This window comes from Pseudomonas sp. GW456-L13 (genome assembly GCF_017350115.1).
Taxonomy (GTDB): domain Bacteria; phylum Pseudomonadota; class Gammaproteobacteria; order Pseudomonadales; family Pseudomonadaceae; genus Aquipseudomonas; species Aquipseudomonas jessenii.
Map to the genome: position 1 here is coordinate 2,733,395 of NZ_JACNAS010000001.1, position 15,992 is coordinate 2,749,386.

Genomic DNA, 15,992 nt, shown 5'->3' on the forward strand with positions numbered 1-15,992 from the left:
TCGTCAACGATAACGGTGCAAACCTGACGCCCCGCGGCGCTCTCAGGCTAATCGCGAGCGAGCTCGCTCCTACAGGGGGGGGTCAGTAGCCGTTGGAACCGTAATCCACGGTGAAATCAAACCCGGTGACCCGCTCGACACCCGTTTCCAGCCGCCCATCGGGCAGCAACCGCAGCCAGCGATATCCGGGGGCCTGTTCCCCGACCTTGAAATCCTCACTGCCGGGCTCGAACTGGATGCAGGTCGAGGGCGAGGCGATCAAACGTACGCCGTTGCGCATCCGGTCGATTTCCTGGTGCACATGCCCCCACAACACCGCACGTACCTGCTCGAAGCGATCCAGCACGGCGAACAGCGCCTCGGGATTGCGCAAGCCGATCGGTTCCATCCATGCACAACCGATGGACACCGGGTGATGGTGGAAGCACACCAGATGATGGCGTTCCGGCGCTTCGCTCAACGAGCGGGCGAGCAACTGCAGCTGTTCATCCTGCAAATAACCCGGCACCGAGCCTGGCACCGCCGAATCGAGCAACGTGACCCGCCAGTTGCCGATATCCACCACCGGTTCGAGCAAAGCGCTCTGCACCGCCGCCTCGGCCATGATCTGCGGCTCATCGTGATTGCCGGGAATCCAGCGCGCCGGCGCATCAAGCTGACGCGTCATGTCGCGAAATTGTTGGTAGGACTCCAGCGTCCCGTCCTGGGACAGATCACCCGTGGCCAGGATCAAGTCAATCCGCGGCTGTTGCGCGCGCACCAGCTCGATGACCTTTTGCAGGCTGTCGCGGGTGTTCATGCCCAGCAACGCGCGGTCCGCTTCGGCAAACAGGTGACTGTCGGAGAGTTGCACCAGCAACGCCGGATCGGCGGTGGTCAATGTGGATACGCTCGGCAAGGCGTTCTCCCAGGGCGTGATCACGGGGATGGGTAAGTGCCGCAATTATGCTGGGGGACGATCGAAAGGGGAAATCTGTGAACCTGACGCAGTTCACAACTGCTGATCACAATTAACGTACCACTTCGTACTCATGCCCCAGCGCCAGGCAATGGCTCAGCCACTCGCCCAGAAACATGTTCAGCTGGGCCTTTTCGTCCGGCTGGTGCATCGAGGCGTTCGGGTAAGGATAGATGCCGCGAAAGCGTCGTGCATGTTCGGCGCTGACCACTTCGGCCATGCGCGCGTCGTGATAGACCTGCACTTCCAGTTGCGGCACCGGCAGCCAGGGCAGGCTGTGTTCCTGACGCACTTGCAGGGTCGTGGTGTAGGGGCAGGTCAGCAGGACTTCCAGGGCCAGCACACCGAGCATCTGGTCGCCATGGGTCACGGCGATGCGCCGCGCGGCGGGCTCGCTGCGCATGTCCGGCAGCAGTCGCATCAAGCGCGCGTAGTTCGCCTCGCAGGACGCTTGCAGCCCCACCAGGTCCACCCGATAGCGATCGCGCAGCTTGTTTACGACCATAACCCCCTCACTTCAACGCGGTTCAAAGCCAGCCATTGCAAGGCAATGATGCTCGCCGCGTTGGCAATACGCCCGTCGCGCACGGCTTGCAGGGCATCTTCGAAAGCCCAGACCGTGACGCGGATGTCTTCTGCCTCTTCCTCCAGCCCATGCAGGCCGCCAACCCCGGTAGTGTCGCAACGCCCCAGGTACAGATGCACGAATTCGTTGCTGCCGCCCGGCGATGGAAAGTATTTGGTCATCGGCCAGAGCGCCCCGATTTCAAGCCCAGCTTCCTCCTGCGCTTCGCGGTGAGCAACTGCTTCCGGCACTTCATCCTTGTCGATCAGACCAGCGACCAGTTCGATCAGCCACGGGTTGTCGGTCTTGCCCATGGCGCCGACGCGAAACTGCTCGATCAGCACCACTTCATCGCGTTGTGGATCGTAAGGCAGCATGCATACCGCGTCATGGCGAACGAACACTTCACGATTGATCTCGCGACTCATGCCCCCGGCGAACAATTCGTGGCGCAAGTGCACGCGTTCGAGTTTGTAGAAGCCCTCGTAGCACTTTTCGCGCCGCACGATATCAACGGCGGTCGGAATGGCGTTGGCAAAATCCGTCATGAGTATCCTCTTTTACTGCAAATCCTGTTCGAGGTTGCTTTTTTCCTGGGCCTCGACTTCGCGCCATCCTAACGCGCCCGTGACGTTTGATGCAGCCCCTTTCCCGTCAGCGGGATGGACGGTGAGGGCGAAACCCACTCTAATTAGCTTAGTGGCGAACTGACTGCTTTGTTGAGAGTCGAAGCCGGTAACTTTTTGCCTTCCCTGTTTCAGAAAGGACGCTCATGTCGCTTTTCAAAATCGCCTCCGTGGCCGCTATCGCCCTGACCCTGGGCGCTTGCGCGAGCCTGTTCCAGCCCAACTACCGGACGCCGCTGGAAACCACCCGCGACGCCTCCGAGCAACTCAAGCCCGGTTGCAGCAACCCGGATTGCCCGCTGGTCAACATCGACACCCTGCACTTCCCGGACGAGCCTGCACTGGACGGCATCATCGAAAAGCGCCTGCTGCAAATGACCCGCACCTCGCCCGACGCGCCGGTCGCCCCGACCCTGGCGGCCTATCGCGAAGAGTTTTTGCGCACCGCCGGCCCGCGCTTCAGCAGCTATCTGCAGGCAAAGGTACGTGAGCAGCATGACGGCTTGGTGATCGTCGAATTGTCCAGCTACCTGGACACCGGCGGTGCCCATGGCACCCCAGGTCGAGGGTTCATCAACTATTCACGCCAACAGCATAAAGTGCTGACGCTGTCGGACATGCTGGTGCCAGGGCAGGAAGACGCGTTCTGGAAAGCCGCGCAAGTGGCGCACAACAGCTGGCTGATCAGCACCAAGCTCGATCAGGAACCGGAGTTCGTGAAGAGCTGGCCGTTCCAGACAACCCAGAACGTGGCGCTGACCTACGGCGGGGTAATCCTCAAATACGAAACCAGCACCATCGCGCCTTACGCGCTGGGCCATGTCGAACTGAAGATCCCCTACCCTCGCCTGAACGGCATCATCAAGCCCGAGCTGTTTCCCGGCCGTAACTGAAGGCCCGACCCAGCACTAGCTGGAGCAACCCTGCCACTATCAGTGCCGGCAGGGTTGCGCCGACATCCGGATACAGGTTGGCCAACAAGTGATAGGTGCTGACCCCGCCCAGCCAGGCGAGCAGCGCCGGCCAGCGCAACGCGGCTGACGCCACCAGGCCACTGCGTTTGCGCAGGATGAAGTGATCCACCAGCACCACGCCGAACAACGGCGCAAACACCGAACCGATCAGCAGCAGGAAGTTCTGGTACTGGGCCAACGGCGCCAGCAGGGCAATCAGCGTGCAGATAACGCCGATGGCCAACGCCAGGTGCTCGACTTTGGCGCGCAACAGAATCCCGCTGGACACTGCCGCCGAGTGAATATCGGCAAAGGCGTTTTCCGATTCATCCAAAAGAATCAGCAGCAGCGGAATCCCCAGGCCGGCGCCGGCCAGCGCCAGCAGCAAGGCATTGACTTCGCCGCTCGGCGCGAACGCCAGAGTGTAGGCCACGCCCAGGCTCATCAGCCAGAAATTGCCGATGAAGAAGCCGATGGCGGTGCCGCCGAAGACGTTTTTCGCCCGCTTGCCGAAGCGCGAGTAGTCGGCGATCAGCGGCAACCACGAGAGCGGCATGGCAATGGCGATGTCGAAACCCACGGCGAACGGCATCGAACCGTCACCGGCCTGGGCCCACAATGCGGCCAGGTCAGCCTTGGCGAACAGGTTCCAGGTCAGCCAGACACACGCGGCCAGCAGCAGCCAGATACCCCATTTGCGCAGGATCTGGCGCACGAAAGTCAGCGGACCGCTGACCGCGAGCAAGGTCGCAAGGGCACCGAAAAACAGCGTCCACAGCACGGGATTGGACAGCAGGCTACCTTCGTTGAAGGCCTTCGCGCCCAGCAGGCTGGCAGCATCGCGCATGACGATGATTTCGAACGAACCCCAGCCGATCAATTGCAGCAGGTTCAGTACCGCCGGCAGGCTTGCGCCTTTGGCGCCGAGGCTGAGTTTGAGCGCGGCCATCGACGACAGGCCGGTGTCGCTACCGATCACGCCGACGGCGGCCAGCAGCAAAACGCCGACCAGGGTGCCGAGAAAAATCGCCAGCAACGAACCGGACAGGCCCAGGCCTGGGGCAAGCAAGGCACCGGTCTGCAACACCATCAGGCCGATGCCGAGGGAGAACCACAGGGAAAACAGATCGCGGCCGCCGAATACACGTTTGTCGGTTGGCACCGCGATATCGGGGGAGTAAGTGCTGGGTTGAATGCTCAAGGGTGTTATCTCAGAGGGACATTTGTTGTTTGTATGATCGTCATCGCGAGCAAGCTCGCTCCCACAGGGGACTTGCGGCGCTCACAAATCCCTTGTGGGAGCGAGCTTGCTCGCGATGGCGGCGGTGAAAACACCGCCGACCTCAGCTCAGATCAAACTTTCTGATACAGCTGACTGCCTTCCTGCTTGAAGCGCTCGGCCTGTTCGGCCATGCCTTGGGCGACGTCCACGTCGACCGCGTCGATCCGCTGGTTGGCCGCATACTCGCGGACTTCCTGGGTGATCTTCATCGAGCAGAATTTTGGCCCGCACATGGAGCAGAAGTGCGCCACCTTGGCCGAATCCTTCGGCAGGGTTTCATCGTGATACGAACGCGCGGTGTCCGGATCGAGCCCCAGGTTGAACTGGTCTTCCCAACGGAATTCAAAACGCGCCTTGCTCAAGGCATTGTCGCGGATCTGTGCGCCCGGATGCCCCTTCGCCAGATCGGCGGCATGCGCGGCGATCTTATAGGTGATGATCCCGGTCTTCACGTCATCCTTGTTCGGCAGGCCCAGGTGCTCCTTCGGCGTCACGTAGCAGAGCATCGCGCAACCAAACCAGCCGATCATCGCCGCACCGATACCGGAGGTGATGTGGTCGTAGCCCGGCGCAATGTCGGTGGTCAGCGGGCCAAGGGTGTAGAACGGCGCCTCGTCGCAGCATTCGAGCTGCTTGTCCATGTTCTCTTTGATCAACTGCATCGGCACGTGGCCCGGGCCTTCGATCATGCACTGCACGTCGTGTTTCCAGGCAATCTTGGTCAGCTCGCCGAGGGTCTCCAGTTCGCCGAACTGCGCTTCGTCGTTAGCGTCGGCAATCGAGCCCGGACGCAGGCCATCGCCCAGCGAGAAGCTGACGTCGTAGGCCTTCATGATTTCGCAGATGTCTTCGAAATGGGTGTAGAGGAAGTTCTCTTTGTGGTGCGCCAGGCACCACTTGGCCATGATCGAACCGCCACGGGAAACGATACCGGTCACACGCTTGGCGGTCATCGGCACGTAGCGCAACAGCACGCCAGCGTGGATGGTGAAGTAGTCGACACCCTGCTCGGCCTGCTCGATCAGCGTGTCGCGGAACAGCTCCCAGGTCAGGTCTTCGGCCACGCCGCCGACTTTTTCCAGGGCCTGGTAGATTGGCACCGTACCGATCGGCACCGGCGAGTTACGGATGATCCACTCGCGGGTTTCGTGGATGTGCTTGCCCGTGGACAGGTCCATGACCGTGTCCGAGCCCCAGCGAATGCCCCAGGTCAGTTTCGCCACTTCTTCTTCGATGGACGAACCCAGTGCACTGTTGCCGATGTTGCCGTTGATCTTCACCAGGAAGTTACGGCCGATGATCATCGGTTCCAGTTCGGTGTGGTTGATGTTGGCCGGAATGATCGCGCGGCCACGGGCGATTTCGTCACGGACGAATTCCGGGGTGATGATTTTCGGCACACTGGCACCGAAGCTGTGGCCGGCGTGTTGCTGGTCCAGCAGGCCGGCGGCGCGGGCCACTTCCAGCTTCATGTTTTCGCGGATGGCGACGTATTCCATCTCGGCGGTGATGATGCCTTTGCGCGCGTAGTGCATCTGGCTGACGTTGGCGCCCGGCTTGGCGCGGCGCGGGTTGTTGACGTGGGCGAAGCGCAGCTTGGTCAGCTCCGGATCGGCAAGTCGCTCCTGGCCAAAATTCGAACTCAGGCCGCTCAGGCGTTCGGTGTCGCCACGGGATTCGATCCACGGCGAACGCACATCGGCCAGGCCTTTGCGCACATCGATGATGACATTGGGGTCGGTGTACGGGCCCGAGGTGTCATACACCACCACCGGTGCGTTGACCTCGCCACCGAAGTCGGTCGGCGTCACGTCCAGGCTGATTTCGCGCATCGGCACGAGGATGTCCGGGCGAGTGCCCTGAACATAGATTTTTTGCGAGCGGGTAAACGGCTGAACCGATTGCTGATCGACCTTGGCCGAATCACTCAGGTTGGTGGCGATTTTTGCTTTTGTAGTCATCACGGGCTCTCCAGACACACATCCAGGCAGTGGATTTTTGTCGGAGCGAACCTGTAAACGAATGGACGCACGGGCGCTGGGAAAACCAGCTGTGCTGTGCTCAGTGCTCGAGGGGTGTTCGATTGTCGAACAACATCCCGGACGAAGCACAAGAGGACTCGCCGGGTGACGAGAAATCTTGTTCCCTACGCAGGCGCTAACCTGATCAGGTTCAACGGGATCCGAAATTATTCGATCTCAGCCTCAAAGCAAGGCACCCCGACAAGAACCCGGCCAGTCTAGACACAACTGGCAAAGAACGCCAACCCCACGGCAAACACCATGATGAATGGCGTAATTACACGCAGTATCAGGATTGTTGCCGTCCGAATGCACAACTACACTCGCTACGCTGAGCCGCGCATTGACGCTGTCAAAGCAGGGCCTTAGCCTTGGCGCTCAAATTACCTCTGTAATATCAATTCTAGGGATCGTCTATGCTGCGCAAACTCTCACTGGCCCTCGCCGTGTCTTGTGCGTCCAACGGAATGGCCTGGGCAGCAGATGTGCCCTTATCGGCCAAGACGGACCTGGTCAGCGTGTATCAAGAAGCCGTCAACAACAACGCCGACCTGGCGGCTGCCATCGCCCAATATGGCGCGCAGAAAGAAGTCGTGCCCCAGGCTCGCGCCGGGCTGCTGCCGAACCTCTCGGGCGGCGCCAATGTTTCCGAGGTGCGTACGTCGCTCGATCAACCTTCGGGCACGACCAACCGCGACGCTCATTCCTACCAGGCCACTTTGGCGCAGCCGTTGTTCCGCGCCGATCGCTGGTTCCAGTTCCAGGCCGCCAAGGAAGTCAACGAACAGGCCGCCCTGCAACTCTCGGCGACCGAGCAAAACCTGATCCTGCAAACCGCTGACAGCTATTTCAACGTGCTGCGCAGCCAGGACAACCTGGCCTCGACCAAGGCCGAAGAAGCGGCGTTCAAACGCCAGCTCGATCAATCCAACGAGCGTTTTGATGTCGGCCTCTCGGACAAGACCGACGTATTGAACTCACAAGCCAGCTACGACACCGCTCGCGCCAACCGCATCGTTGCGCAGCGCCAGGTGGACGACGCCTTTGAAGCATTGATTACCCTGACCAACCGTCAGTACAACTCGATCTGGGGCATCAGGCATGACTTGCCGATCCTGCCGCCAGTACCGAACGACGCCAAGGCCTGGGTCGAAACCGCGGGCAGGCAGAACCTCAATCTGTTGGCCAGCAACTATGCCGTCAGCGCCGCCGAGCAAACCCTCAAGCAACGCAGGTCCGGGCACTTGCCAACGGTTGACGCGATCGCCAAGTACGAGAAAGGCGACAACGACGCACTGGGCTTCAGCAACCCGAACAACCTGCCCCAGGCCCAGGCGTATGGCGGCAACGTCGAGCAAACGACCGTGGGCCTGCAACTGAACATCCCGATCTACAGCGGTGGCCTGATCAACTCCCAGGTGCGTCAGTCCTATGCACAACTGGACCAGACCGAACAGCAACGCGAATCCCTGCGCCGCAGCATCGTGGAAAACACCCGCGACCTGCACCGCGCGGTGAACACCGATGTCGAGCAGGTACAGGCGCGCAAGCAATCGATCATCTCCAACCAGAGCGCGGTGGAAGCGACTGAAATCGGCTATCAGGTGGGTACGCGAAACATCGTCGACGTGCTGGATGCGCAGCGCTCGCTCTACACCTCGGTGCGCGACTACAACAACACCCGCTACGACTACATCCTCGACAACCTGCGCTTGAAGCAACAGGCCGGTACGTTGAATCCGGGGGACCTGCAAACCCTGGCTCGCTGGCTCAACCCGAACTACAACCCGGACAAGGACTTCCTGCCTCCGGATCTGGCCAAGGCGGCAGAGGAGCAGTTGAAAGCGCGACCTTGACCATCAGAGTTCAAGGCAGCACAAACCTTGTGGGAGCGAGCTTGCTCGCGATAGCTGACTGACAGGCAACTTAGGTGTTGGATGTACAGCCGCCATCGCGAGCAAGCTCGCTCCCACAGGATCAGCGGCGAATTGAAGACTTGTCGATCAACCGCCCCAACCCATCCAGCAACCGCTGCAACGCCCCCTGATTGGTGCGCATCACCGTCAACCCGGCCTCTGCCATGCACTGCGCATCTCGCGGCAGTTCGAACAGTCGCTGCACCGCCACCGCCAACCCTTCGGCATCTTCCACTTCCTGCAACGCCCCGGCACTGCGCAACTGCGCGGCGATTTCGAGGAAGTTGAAAAGATGCGGACCGCTCAACACCGGTTTAGCCAGGGCCGCCGGCTCCAGCAGGTTATGCCCGCCATTCGGCACCAGGCTGCCACCGACAAATGCGCTGTCCGCCAGAGCGTAGAGAAACAGCAACTCGCCCATGGTGTCGCCCAACAGCACTGAAGTATTCGCACTGACCGCATCGCCGCTGGAGCGCCGAACCGTGGCAAACCCTTGTTGCTGACACAACCCGAACACCGAATTGAAGCGCTCAGGATGACGCGGCACCAAAATCAGCAGGGCATCGGGGTGACTGGCCAACAACTGACGGTGGGCCGCCAGCACCACCTCGTCTTCGCCGTCATGGGTACTGGCCGCGATCCACACCGGTCGTTCCAGCGCCTGCCATTGCCCGCGCAACTCAACGGCGCGCTCCAGCAGTTGCGGGTCGATGGTCAGGTCGAACTTGATCGACCCGGTCACTTCGACGGTTTCCGTCCGCGCGCCCAGGTCGCGCAAGCGCTGGGCCTCGGCTTCGGTCTGCACCGCGAACAGACTCATCTCGGCCAGCATCGGCTGGGTCAGCCTGGGGAACCGGCCGTAACCTCTGGCCGAACGCTCGGACAGCCGCGCATTGGCCAACGCCACGGGGATCCCGCGCTTGGCACATTGATGGATGTGGTTGGGCCACAGTTCGGTTTCCATGATCACCGCCAATTTCGGCTGGACCCGATCAAGGAAGCGCCGGGCAGCGCAAGGCAGGTCATAGGGCAGATAGCAGTGCTGGATGCGCGGCTCATTGACGAACAGTGCATGGATGCGTTCCGAACCGGTCGGGGTCATGCAGGTCACGGTGATCGGCAGATCCGGATAACGCGCCAGCAAGGCGCGAATCATCGGTGCGGCCGCAATGCTTTCGCCCACCGACACGGCGTGCACCCAGATGCCGCCCGGTTTCATCGTCGGCATCCCGTAGGAAAAGCGCTCGCCGATGCGCCTGGCATACGCCGGCGCCTTGCGCGCGCGCAGCCAAAGCCGAATCGCTACCAATGGCAGCCCCAGATAAAACAGCGCGGTGTAGAGAGTTCTATTCATGGCGGCGGAGTTTATCGGCTTTTTTCGCCAATCGTCTGCAAGTGCACGGCAAAACGTTCGGCGAGCCAGCGCGCGGCCGGACCGAGCGGTTCATCCCGGCGCCATACCAGTTCCACCACCAGGGCCGGCGGGGTCCATTCGCTGACCAGTTCGACCATCTGGTTCTGATAGGTCGGGTACTGCACCACGTGGCGCGGCAACCAGGCCCAGCCAAGGCCGCGCACCAGCCATTCGGCCATCACATAGAAGCTGTCGGCGCGCCAGACCTGCGGGCTGGCCGGATCACTGCCGGGATAAATGCTCGACTCTGTGGACATCAGCAACTGCCGATGTTGCGCCAGTTGCTGGCCGTCCACTGCGCCCTTGCGCGCCAACGGATGATCCTTGCCGCACACCGTGACCATTTCCACGCTGCCCAGCACCCGCCGCTCAAGAGCCTCGGGAATCTGATCGTGAAAGAACAGCAGCCCCAGATCGGCGCGCCGCTCCACCAGCTTGCGCGCGACATCGCCTTGGGCAGCGCTGGTCAGTTGCACTTCAAGGCTGGGGAATTTTTCCGCCAGGGCTTCGAAGCTTTCGATGATCGGCTGATAAGGCATCGCCTCATCCTGCGCCACACGCAGTCGAGCTTCCTGCCCGCGCATCATCGCCAGCGCCCGGCCATTGAGCCGTTCGCACTGGCGCAACACTTCCCGCGCTTCGTCCAGCAAAGCCGTGCCGGCTTCAGTGAGTTTCGGCTGACGGCCGCTGCTGCGGTCGAACAGGCTGACGCCCAGGTCTTCTTCCAGCAACGCTATCGAACTGCTGACCGCCGACTGCGCCTTGCGCTGATCGCGCGCCACAGCAGAAAACGAACGCTGCTCCGCTACGCTCACAAACAACCGCAGCTGCTCCAGACTCCATTGCATGCTCATGGCTCAACCCATCTCTCAAACAGATAGGTAATGACTTTACCGCATCTGGCGAATCTCTAGAATGCCGACCTCAGAGAGCAACACTTCACACGAGGATTGACCCATGACCGCTTACTACTACCTGGCCATTGCCATCTGCGCCGAAGTGATTGCCACTGTTTCGATGAAAGCGGTCAAAGGCTTCAGCACCCCGCTGCCACTGGTGCTGGTCATCGTCGGGTACGGGATCGCCTTCTGGATGCTGACCCTGGTGGTGCGCAGCGTTCCGGTGGGCGTGGCGTACGCCGTGTGGGCCGGCATGGGGATCGTGATGGTCAGCATCGCAGCGCTGTTTATCTATGGGCAGAAGCTGGACGTGCCGGCGATGATGGGGATGGCGCTGATTGTGCTGGGTGTCGTGGTCATCCAGCTCTTCTCCAAGACTGCCGGGCACTAGAGTTCGAAACACGACCCCCTGTGGGAGCGAGCTTGCTCGCGATGACGGCATGGCATTCAGCATCAATGTTGACTGACCCACCGCTATCGCGAGCAAGCTCGCTCCCACAGGGTTACTCGTTGGCTCGAGAGTACTGGCGTCAGCCCCTCCAATCTTCGAGTCTGTATACTGCGCCCTCGTCTTGAACACAGAGGTCGCCGAATGCCATCCGTTATTTCCACCGACGTGCTGATTGTCGGCGCTGGTGTCGCCGGCCTCTGGCTGAATGCGCGCCTGCGTCGCCAGGGTTTTTCGACCGTGCTGGTGGAAAGCGCCAGCCTCGGCGGCGGGCAGAGTGTCAAGTCCCAGGGCATCATCCACGGGGGCGCCAAATACGCGCTGCATGGCGCCCTGACCGGTGCCTCGGAAGCCATCGCCGACATGCCGCGCCGCTGGCGTGAAGCCTTGGCTGGCGACGGCGAACTGGACCTGTCCGGGGTGCGCCTGTTGTCCGAAGCCCATTACCTCTGGTCCCCTGGCACCCTCGCCGGCAACCTCACCAGTTTCTTCGCCAGCAAAGCCGTGCGCGGCCGCGTCGATCAGGTCAAGGGCGAGCAATTGCCGCCAGCCCTGCAAGACAAACGTTTCAAGGGCAAGGTCTATCGCCTGGCGGAACTGGTGGTCGACGTGCCAAGCCTGATCCAGCGCCTGGCCGATCTGGCCGGAGATGGCTTGCTCGCCGGGCAGAAGATCGAGCCGCTGCTCGAAGGCGGCGTGCTGGTCGGCCTGAAGGTGGACGAGCGCGAGATCCGTGCCCAACGCATCGTCCTGAGCGCCGGCGCCGGAACCGCGGCATTGCTTGAAACGCTGGGCCTGAGCCAGCCCGCCATGCAGCGCCGCCCGTTGCACATGATCATCGCCAAGGGGCCAAGCCTCAAACCGCTGTACGCCCACTGCCTGGGTGGTGGCACCAAACCGCGCATCACCGTGACCACGCACCCGGCGGCGGATGGCCAATGGGTCTGGTACCTGGGCGGCGATATCGCGGAATCCGAAGGCGTGACCCGTGAGCCCGCCGAGCAGATCGCCACCGCACAGAAAGAACTAGGTCAATTGCTGCCATGGATCGACCTGAGCACAGTGCAATGGGCCACCTTGCGCGTGGATCGCGCCGAACCGCTGCAATCAGGCCTGACCCGTCCCGACAACGCCTTTGTGGCCGAGGAAGGCCGACTGCTGGTGGGCTGGCCGACAAAACTCGCCCTGGCCCCGGACTTCGCCGACCGCGTGATCGCCAGCCTGACCCGCGACGGTATCCAGCCAAGCCACCCGGCAGCACTGCCTGAACTGCCAAAGCCGCCGATGGGCGTACCGGCCTGGGAGCAACTGCTGCCATGAGCCAACCGACCCTGCACGACCTGCATCGCCCGTTGGGCAGCACCGGCCTGCTGGTTTCACCCCTGGGCCTGGGCACCGTGAAACTGGGCCGCGACCAAGGGGTGAAGTACCCCAACGGCTTCCAGATTCCCGATGACGATGAGGCGCGCAGGCTGCTCAAACTCGCCCGCGACCTGGGCATCAACCTGATCGACACCGCCCCGGCCTATGGTCGCAGCGAAGAACGCCTCGGTCCGTTGCTGCGCGGTCAGCGTCAGGATTGGGTGATTGTCAGCAAGGTCGGCGAGGAGTTTGCCGACGGCCAGTCCCGTCACGATTTCAGCGCCGCACACACTCGAATGTCGGTGGAACGCAGCCTGCACCGCCTGGAAACGGACTTCATCGACCTGGTGCTGGTGCACTCCGATGGTAATGACCTGGCAATCCTCAATGACTGCGAAGTCTACGACACCCTCGCCGCGCTCAAGGCCGAAGGCAAGATTCGCGGTTTCGGGTTTTCCGGCAAAACCGTCGACGGTGGCCTCAAGGCACTGGAGCAAGGCGATTGCGCGATGGTCACCTACAATCTGAACGAACAAAACGAGAAGGCCGTCATTGACTATGCTGCTGCACACGGCAAAGCCATTCTGGTCAAGAAAGCCCTCGCCAGTGGTCATGTCTGCCTGAGTCCGGGCGTGGATCCGGTGCGCGCCAGTTTCGAGTTGTTGTTTGAACATCCGGGTGTTGCCAGTGCTATTGTCGGGACCATCAATCCGCTGCACCTCGCCCACAATGTCGCGACCGTTGCCCAGGTCCTACGTAGCCACTGACGCCGCCCACGCGGCCTTAAGCAGGAGCCGACATGTCGCGTACGCTCATCAGAAAGAACCCGAGCAACTTCAAGACCCTGCCGTTATTCGTCGAAGCGACCCCCGAAGGCCTGGCTTACCAGAGCGTCGGCAGGCCGCTGAATTTCTCCCAGACTCTGCAACGTCGTCGGCCGGTGACGGTTGGCGACAGCGAACGGTTTGCCCTGGAGTTGGCCAACCTCGGGGTTTCGGTGCGCCTGACCCTGCATTGGCAGAATCGCGACTATTGGGTGCTGGTGCGCCAACGCCGGCAGGACCGTGGCGATGTGGTGCTCAAGCTGATCTCCGGTTACGTGCCCGCCCATGAACTGAATCTGCCCTTGCACACGGCGATCCAGGAGATAGCCGAAGAATGCCTGCTGGAAACCCCGGAAGGCTGGCTCGGTGGGCGGTTCAACGACACCTGGCTGCCAGCGCCCTACTCGGCCGCCCTGCATTACCGTGAAGCCCTGCCGTTTCGCTTGTCGCCACTGTCTGGCTCGGCGCGACCGGTACGTTGCGCCAACCTGATGCTGATGGAGCGTCCGCGGGCTTACGTGCATTTGCCAACGGCGTCACTGCAACTGATCTACGACTTGCGCCTGGACGTTCCCAAGGAAGCCAAATCCCTGAGCCTGTTCCATGTCGATGAACGACTGGAAGGCGATCAACTCGTCGCCCGCCTCGATCGCAAGCGCCCCGATCTGTACTTGATGCCCTTGCAGGACGGCCACCCGATGGCTGAGCTCTACACCTTGAAAAAGGATCAGCTGTGTCCCGCCAGCACGCGCGGACTGTACCTGGCCGAGAGTTTTGCCCGACAGGAAGGCTGGCTGGTTCGTGACGAGCGAATTCGCTGGAAGGACTGGGTGAGGCAGCAGGGCCTGACCCCGCCGGGGAAGGATTCGGGCCTGGCGCGGTTACGCGGGAAGGCCAAGCTGTTGCTGAAGAAAATAGTGCCGCGTAAAGCGGCACGATAGGAAGATCACGTGGATTCTTGTGGCGAGGGGGCTTGCCCCCGTTCGGCTGCGAAGCAGTCGGAGAACCCGTGCATGCGGTGTACCTGATACCCTGCAGTTGAAGGTTTTAGGGTCGCTTCGCAACCCAACGGGGGCAAGCCCCCTCGCCACAACAAGCCCCCTCGCCACAGGTGGCCGCAGATTATTCGGACTTGCGGATCTTCTCGACAATCGCGGTGGTCGAGCTGTTTTCCACCAGCCCCAGCACTTTCACGGTACCGCCATAGGCCGTCACGATGTCCGCGCCGACCACCTGGTCGATGCCGTAGTCGCCGCCCTTGACCAGCACGTCCGGCTTGACCGCGCTCAGCAGGTTTTCCGGGGTGCCTTCCGAGAAGCTGATCACCCAGTCCACCGCACCCAGGCCGGCCAGTACGGCCATGCGCCGGTCGACACTGTTGATCGGACGGCCTGGCCCTTTCAGGCGGCTGACCGATGCATCGTCGTTGATCGCCACGATCAGGCGATCGCCCTGGGCCCGCGCCTGCTCCAGATAGGTCACGTGACCGGCGTGCAGGATGTCGAAGCAACCGTTGGTGAACACGATCCGCTCGTTGTGCGCACGGGCATCATCGACCGCCAGCAACAGTTGCTCAAGGCCCAGCACTCCACGCTCGGAACCTTCCTCGCGCTGAATCGCACGACGCAGTTCAGGCGCACTGATGGCCGCCGTACCGAGCTTGCCGACCACAATACCGGCCGCCAGGTTGGCCAGGGCCACCGCGTGGGGCAACTCCTCACCCGCAGCAATCGCGGCCGCCAGGGTGGAAATTACTGTGTCGCCGGCACCGGTCACGTCAAACACTTCACGGGCCCGGGCCGGCAAGTGCAGCGCTGGATGATCCGGGCGCAGCAAGGTCATGCCGTGCTCGCCACGGGTCACCAGCAAGGCACCGAGGTCCAGGTCGTGCATCAGTTGCGCGCCCTTGCTCACCAATTCGTGCTCATCGGCGCAACCACCGACGATGGTTTCGAATTCGTTGAGGTTTGGCGTGATCAGGCTCGCACCACGGTAGATCGAGAAATCCTTGCCCTTGGGATCGGCCAGCACCGGAATGCCTCGGGCACGGGCAGCCTGGATCAGCGTCTGATGGTTTTTCAGCGCGCCTTTGCCGTAGTCGGACAGCACCAGCACCTTGATGCCTTCGAGCAACTCATCGACCTGCGCGGCCAGCGCCAGTGCGTCGGTGGCGAAGGGTTCTTCGAAGTCGATGCGCAGCAATTGCTGGTGACGGCTCATGACCCGCAGCTTGACGATGGTCGGCTGGTGCGCAATGCGCTGGAAGATGGCCCGCACGCCGGCGCCCTTGAGGCTGTTGACCAGGCTGTTGGCGGCTTCATCGTCGCCGGTGACACCGACCAGCGAAGCCGGAGCCCCCAGGGCGGCAATGTTCAAGGCAACGTTGGCAGCACCGCCCGGGCGGTCTTCGATGTGATCGACCTTGACCACCGGCACCGGTGCCTCAGGAGAAATCCGTGAGGTACCACCATGCCAGTAACGGTCGAGCATGACATCGCCGACCACCAAGACAGGGGCTTGATCGAATCGCGGCATGGACAACTTCATGGTGCAACCCACATACAGAATGAACAGGGGCGCGATATTAACACAGGGTTGGTGTCGGCTAGTGCGGTGGCTGCAACGGGATGATTCGCCAGCATTTTTTGCTCATTTTTTGAGCAATAAACCCGCTAGGCGAAATCATCAAAGTCACGGTAGTGGCTGACCGGTTTCGACGGGAGT

At 61.7% G+C, this 15,992-nt stretch carries 14 protein-coding genes and 1 riboswitch; of the genes, 6 read left to right on the forward strand and 8 right to left on the reverse strand.

Annotated elements, in window-relative coordinates:
- Positions 1-82 precede the first annotated feature (82 nt).
- From cpdA to J4D25_RS12375, 3 genes are all read right to left on the reverse strand, one after another.
- A complete protein-coding gene (gene cpdA, locus J4D25_RS12365) occupies positions 83-898 on the reverse strand; it encodes a 3',5'-cyclic-AMP phosphodiesterase (protein WP_057712263.1) in 816 nt (271 codons plus the stop codon).
- A gap of 112 nt (positions 899-1,010) precedes the next feature.
- A complete protein-coding gene (locus J4D25_RS12370) occupies positions 1,011-1,463 on the reverse strand; it encodes a DUF1249 domain-containing protein (RefSeq protein WP_007977461.1) in 453 nt (150 codons plus the stop codon).
- Positions 1,454-2,071, reverse strand: a complete 618-nt coding sequence (locus J4D25_RS12375) for an NUDIX domain-containing protein (protein WP_057712264.1) — start codon at positions 2,069-2,071, stop codon at positions 1,454-1,456. The genes J4D25_RS12370 and J4D25_RS12375 overlap by 10 nt, the downstream gene beginning before the upstream one ends.
- Positions 2,072-2,295: 224 nt before the next feature.
- Between J4D25_RS12375 and J4D25_RS12380 the strand changes: the two genes are divergently transcribed.
- Positions 2,296-3,042 (forward strand): RsiV family protein, encoded by a 747-nt coding sequence (locus J4D25_RS12380; protein ID WP_057712265.1) that lies wholly within the window; start codon positions 2,296-2,298, stop codon positions 3,040-3,042.
- Here the strand turns inward: J4D25_RS12380 and cytX are convergent.
- Both cytX and thiC read right to left on the reverse strand, forming a co-directional pair.
- Positions 3,011-4,303 carry a putative hydroxymethylpyrimidine transporter CytX gene (gene cytX, locus J4D25_RS12385; RefSeq protein WP_057712266.1) on the reverse strand — a complete coding sequence of 431 codons (1,293 nt, stop codon included), beginning with the start codon at positions 4,301-4,303 and terminating at the stop codon, positions 3,011-3,013. The genes J4D25_RS12380 and cytX overlap by 32 nt on opposite strands.
- Before the next feature lie 152 nt (positions 4,304-4,455).
- Positions 4,456-6,345 (reverse strand): phosphomethylpyrimidine synthase ThiC, encoded by a 1,890-nt coding sequence (gene thiC / locus J4D25_RS12390; protein ID WP_057712267.1) that lies wholly within the window; start codon positions 6,343-6,345, stop codon positions 4,456-4,458.
- A gap of 165 nt (positions 6,346-6,510) precedes the next feature.
- A riboswitch (TPP riboswitch) is annotated at positions 6,511-6,616 on the reverse strand.
- 205 nt (positions 6,617-6,821) lie between these two features.
- Between thiC and J4D25_RS12395 the strand changes: the two genes are divergently transcribed.
- Positions 6,822-8,261 carry a TolC family outer membrane protein gene (locus J4D25_RS12395; RefSeq protein WP_057712268.1) on the forward strand — a complete coding sequence of 480 codons (1,440 nt, stop codon included), beginning with the start codon at positions 6,822-6,824 and terminating at the stop codon, positions 8,259-8,261.
- Between the two features lie 121 nt (positions 8,262-8,382).
- Here J4D25_RS12395 and waaA read toward each other — a convergent pair whose 3' ends face one another.
- On the reverse strand, positions 8,383-9,675 hold the full coding sequence (waaA, locus tag J4D25_RS12400; protein ID WP_057712269.1) for a lipid IV(A) 3-deoxy-D-manno-octulosonic acid transferase: 1,293 nt from the start codon (positions 9,673-9,675) through the stop codon (positions 8,383-8,385).
- A gap of 11 nt (positions 9,676-9,686) precedes the next feature.
- Entirely contained in the window at positions 9,687-10,589 is a 903-nt protein-coding gene (locus tag J4D25_RS12405; RefSeq protein WP_198530224.1) for a LysR family transcriptional regulator, read from the reverse strand.
- A 103-nt stretch (positions 10,590-10,692) separates the two neighbouring features.
- Between J4D25_RS12405 and J4D25_RS12410 the strand changes: the two genes are divergently transcribed.
- From J4D25_RS12410 to J4D25_RS12425, 4 genes are all read left to right on the forward strand, one after another.
- Complete coding sequence (locus tag J4D25_RS12410) at positions 10,693-11,025, forward strand: multidrug efflux SMR transporter (protein ID WP_057712271.1); 333 nt, start codon at positions 10,693-10,695, stop codon at positions 11,023-11,025.
- A gap of 201 nt (positions 11,026-11,226) precedes the next feature.
- On the forward strand, positions 11,227-12,402 hold the full coding sequence (locus J4D25_RS12415; RefSeq protein ID WP_057712272.1) for an FAD-binding oxidoreductase: 1,176 nt from the start codon (positions 11,227-11,229) through the stop codon (positions 12,400-12,402).
- A complete protein-coding gene (locus tag J4D25_RS12420) occupies positions 12,399-13,211 on the forward strand; it encodes an aldo/keto reductase (RefSeq protein ID WP_057712273.1) in 813 nt (270 codons plus the stop codon). Before J4D25_RS12415 ends, J4D25_RS12420 begins: the two co-directional genes overlap by 4 nt.
- Positions 13,212-13,243: 32 nt before the next feature.
- A complete protein-coding gene (locus J4D25_RS12425) occupies positions 13,244-14,209 on the forward strand; it encodes a hypothetical protein (protein WP_057712274.1) in 966 nt (321 codons plus the stop codon).
- A 181-nt stretch (positions 14,210-14,390) separates the two neighbouring features.
- Here the strand turns inward: J4D25_RS12425 and hldE are convergent, their stop codons facing one another.
- Positions 14,391-15,815, reverse strand: coding sequence for a bifunctional D-glycero-beta-D-manno-heptose-7-phosphate kinase/D-glycero-beta-D-manno-heptose 1-phosphate adenylyltransferase HldE (gene hldE / locus J4D25_RS12430; RefSeq protein ID WP_057712275.1), 1,425 nt, complete (start codon positions 15,813-15,815; stop codon positions 14,391-14,393).
- Positions 15,816-15,992 lie beyond the last annotated feature (177 nt).

Coding starts and splice junctions, on each gene's coding strand:
- thiC (WP_057712267.1), bottom strand. CDS start 6,345: ATGACTACAAAAGCAAAAATCGCCACCAACCTGAGTGATTCGGCCAAG.
- waaA (WP_057712269.1), bottom strand. CDS start 9,675: ATGAATAGAACTCTCTACACCGCGCTGTTTTATCTGGGGCTGCCATTG.
- J4D25_RS12405 (WP_198530224.1), bottom strand. CDS start 10,589: ATGAGCATGCAATGGAGTCTGGAGCAGCTGCGGTTGTTTGTGAGCGTA.
- hldE (WP_057712275.1), bottom strand. CDS start 15,815: ATGAAGTTGTCCATGCCGCGATTCGATCAAGCCCCTGTCTTGGTGGTC.
- J4D25_RS12425 (WP_057712274.1), top strand. CDS start 13,244: ATGTCGCGTACGCTCATCAGAAAGAACCCGAGCAACTTCAAGACCCTG.
- J4D25_RS12420 (WP_057712273.1), top strand. CDS start 12,399: ATGAGCCAACCGACCCTGCACGACCTGCATCGCCCGTTGGGCAGCACC.
- J4D25_RS12395 (WP_057712268.1), top strand. CDS start 6,822: ATGCTGCGCAAACTCTCACTGGCCCTCGCCGTGTCTTGTGCGTCCAAC.
- J4D25_RS12370 (WP_007977461.1), bottom strand. CDS start 1,463: ATGGTCGTAAACAAGCTGCGCGATCGCTATCGGGTGGACCTGGTGGGG.
- J4D25_RS12410 (WP_057712271.1), top strand. CDS start 10,693: ATGACCGCTTACTACTACCTGGCCATTGCCATCTGCGCCGAAGTGATT.
- J4D25_RS12380 (WP_057712265.1), top strand. CDS start 2,296: ATGTCGCTTTTCAAAATCGCCTCCGTGGCCGCTATCGCCCTGACCCTG.
- J4D25_RS12375 (WP_057712264.1), bottom strand. CDS start 2,071: ATGACGGATTTTGCCAACGCCATTCCGACCGCCGTTGATATCGTGCGG.
- J4D25_RS12415 (WP_057712272.1), top strand. CDS start 11,227: ATGCCATCCGTTATTTCCACCGACGTGCTGATTGTCGGCGCTGGTGTC.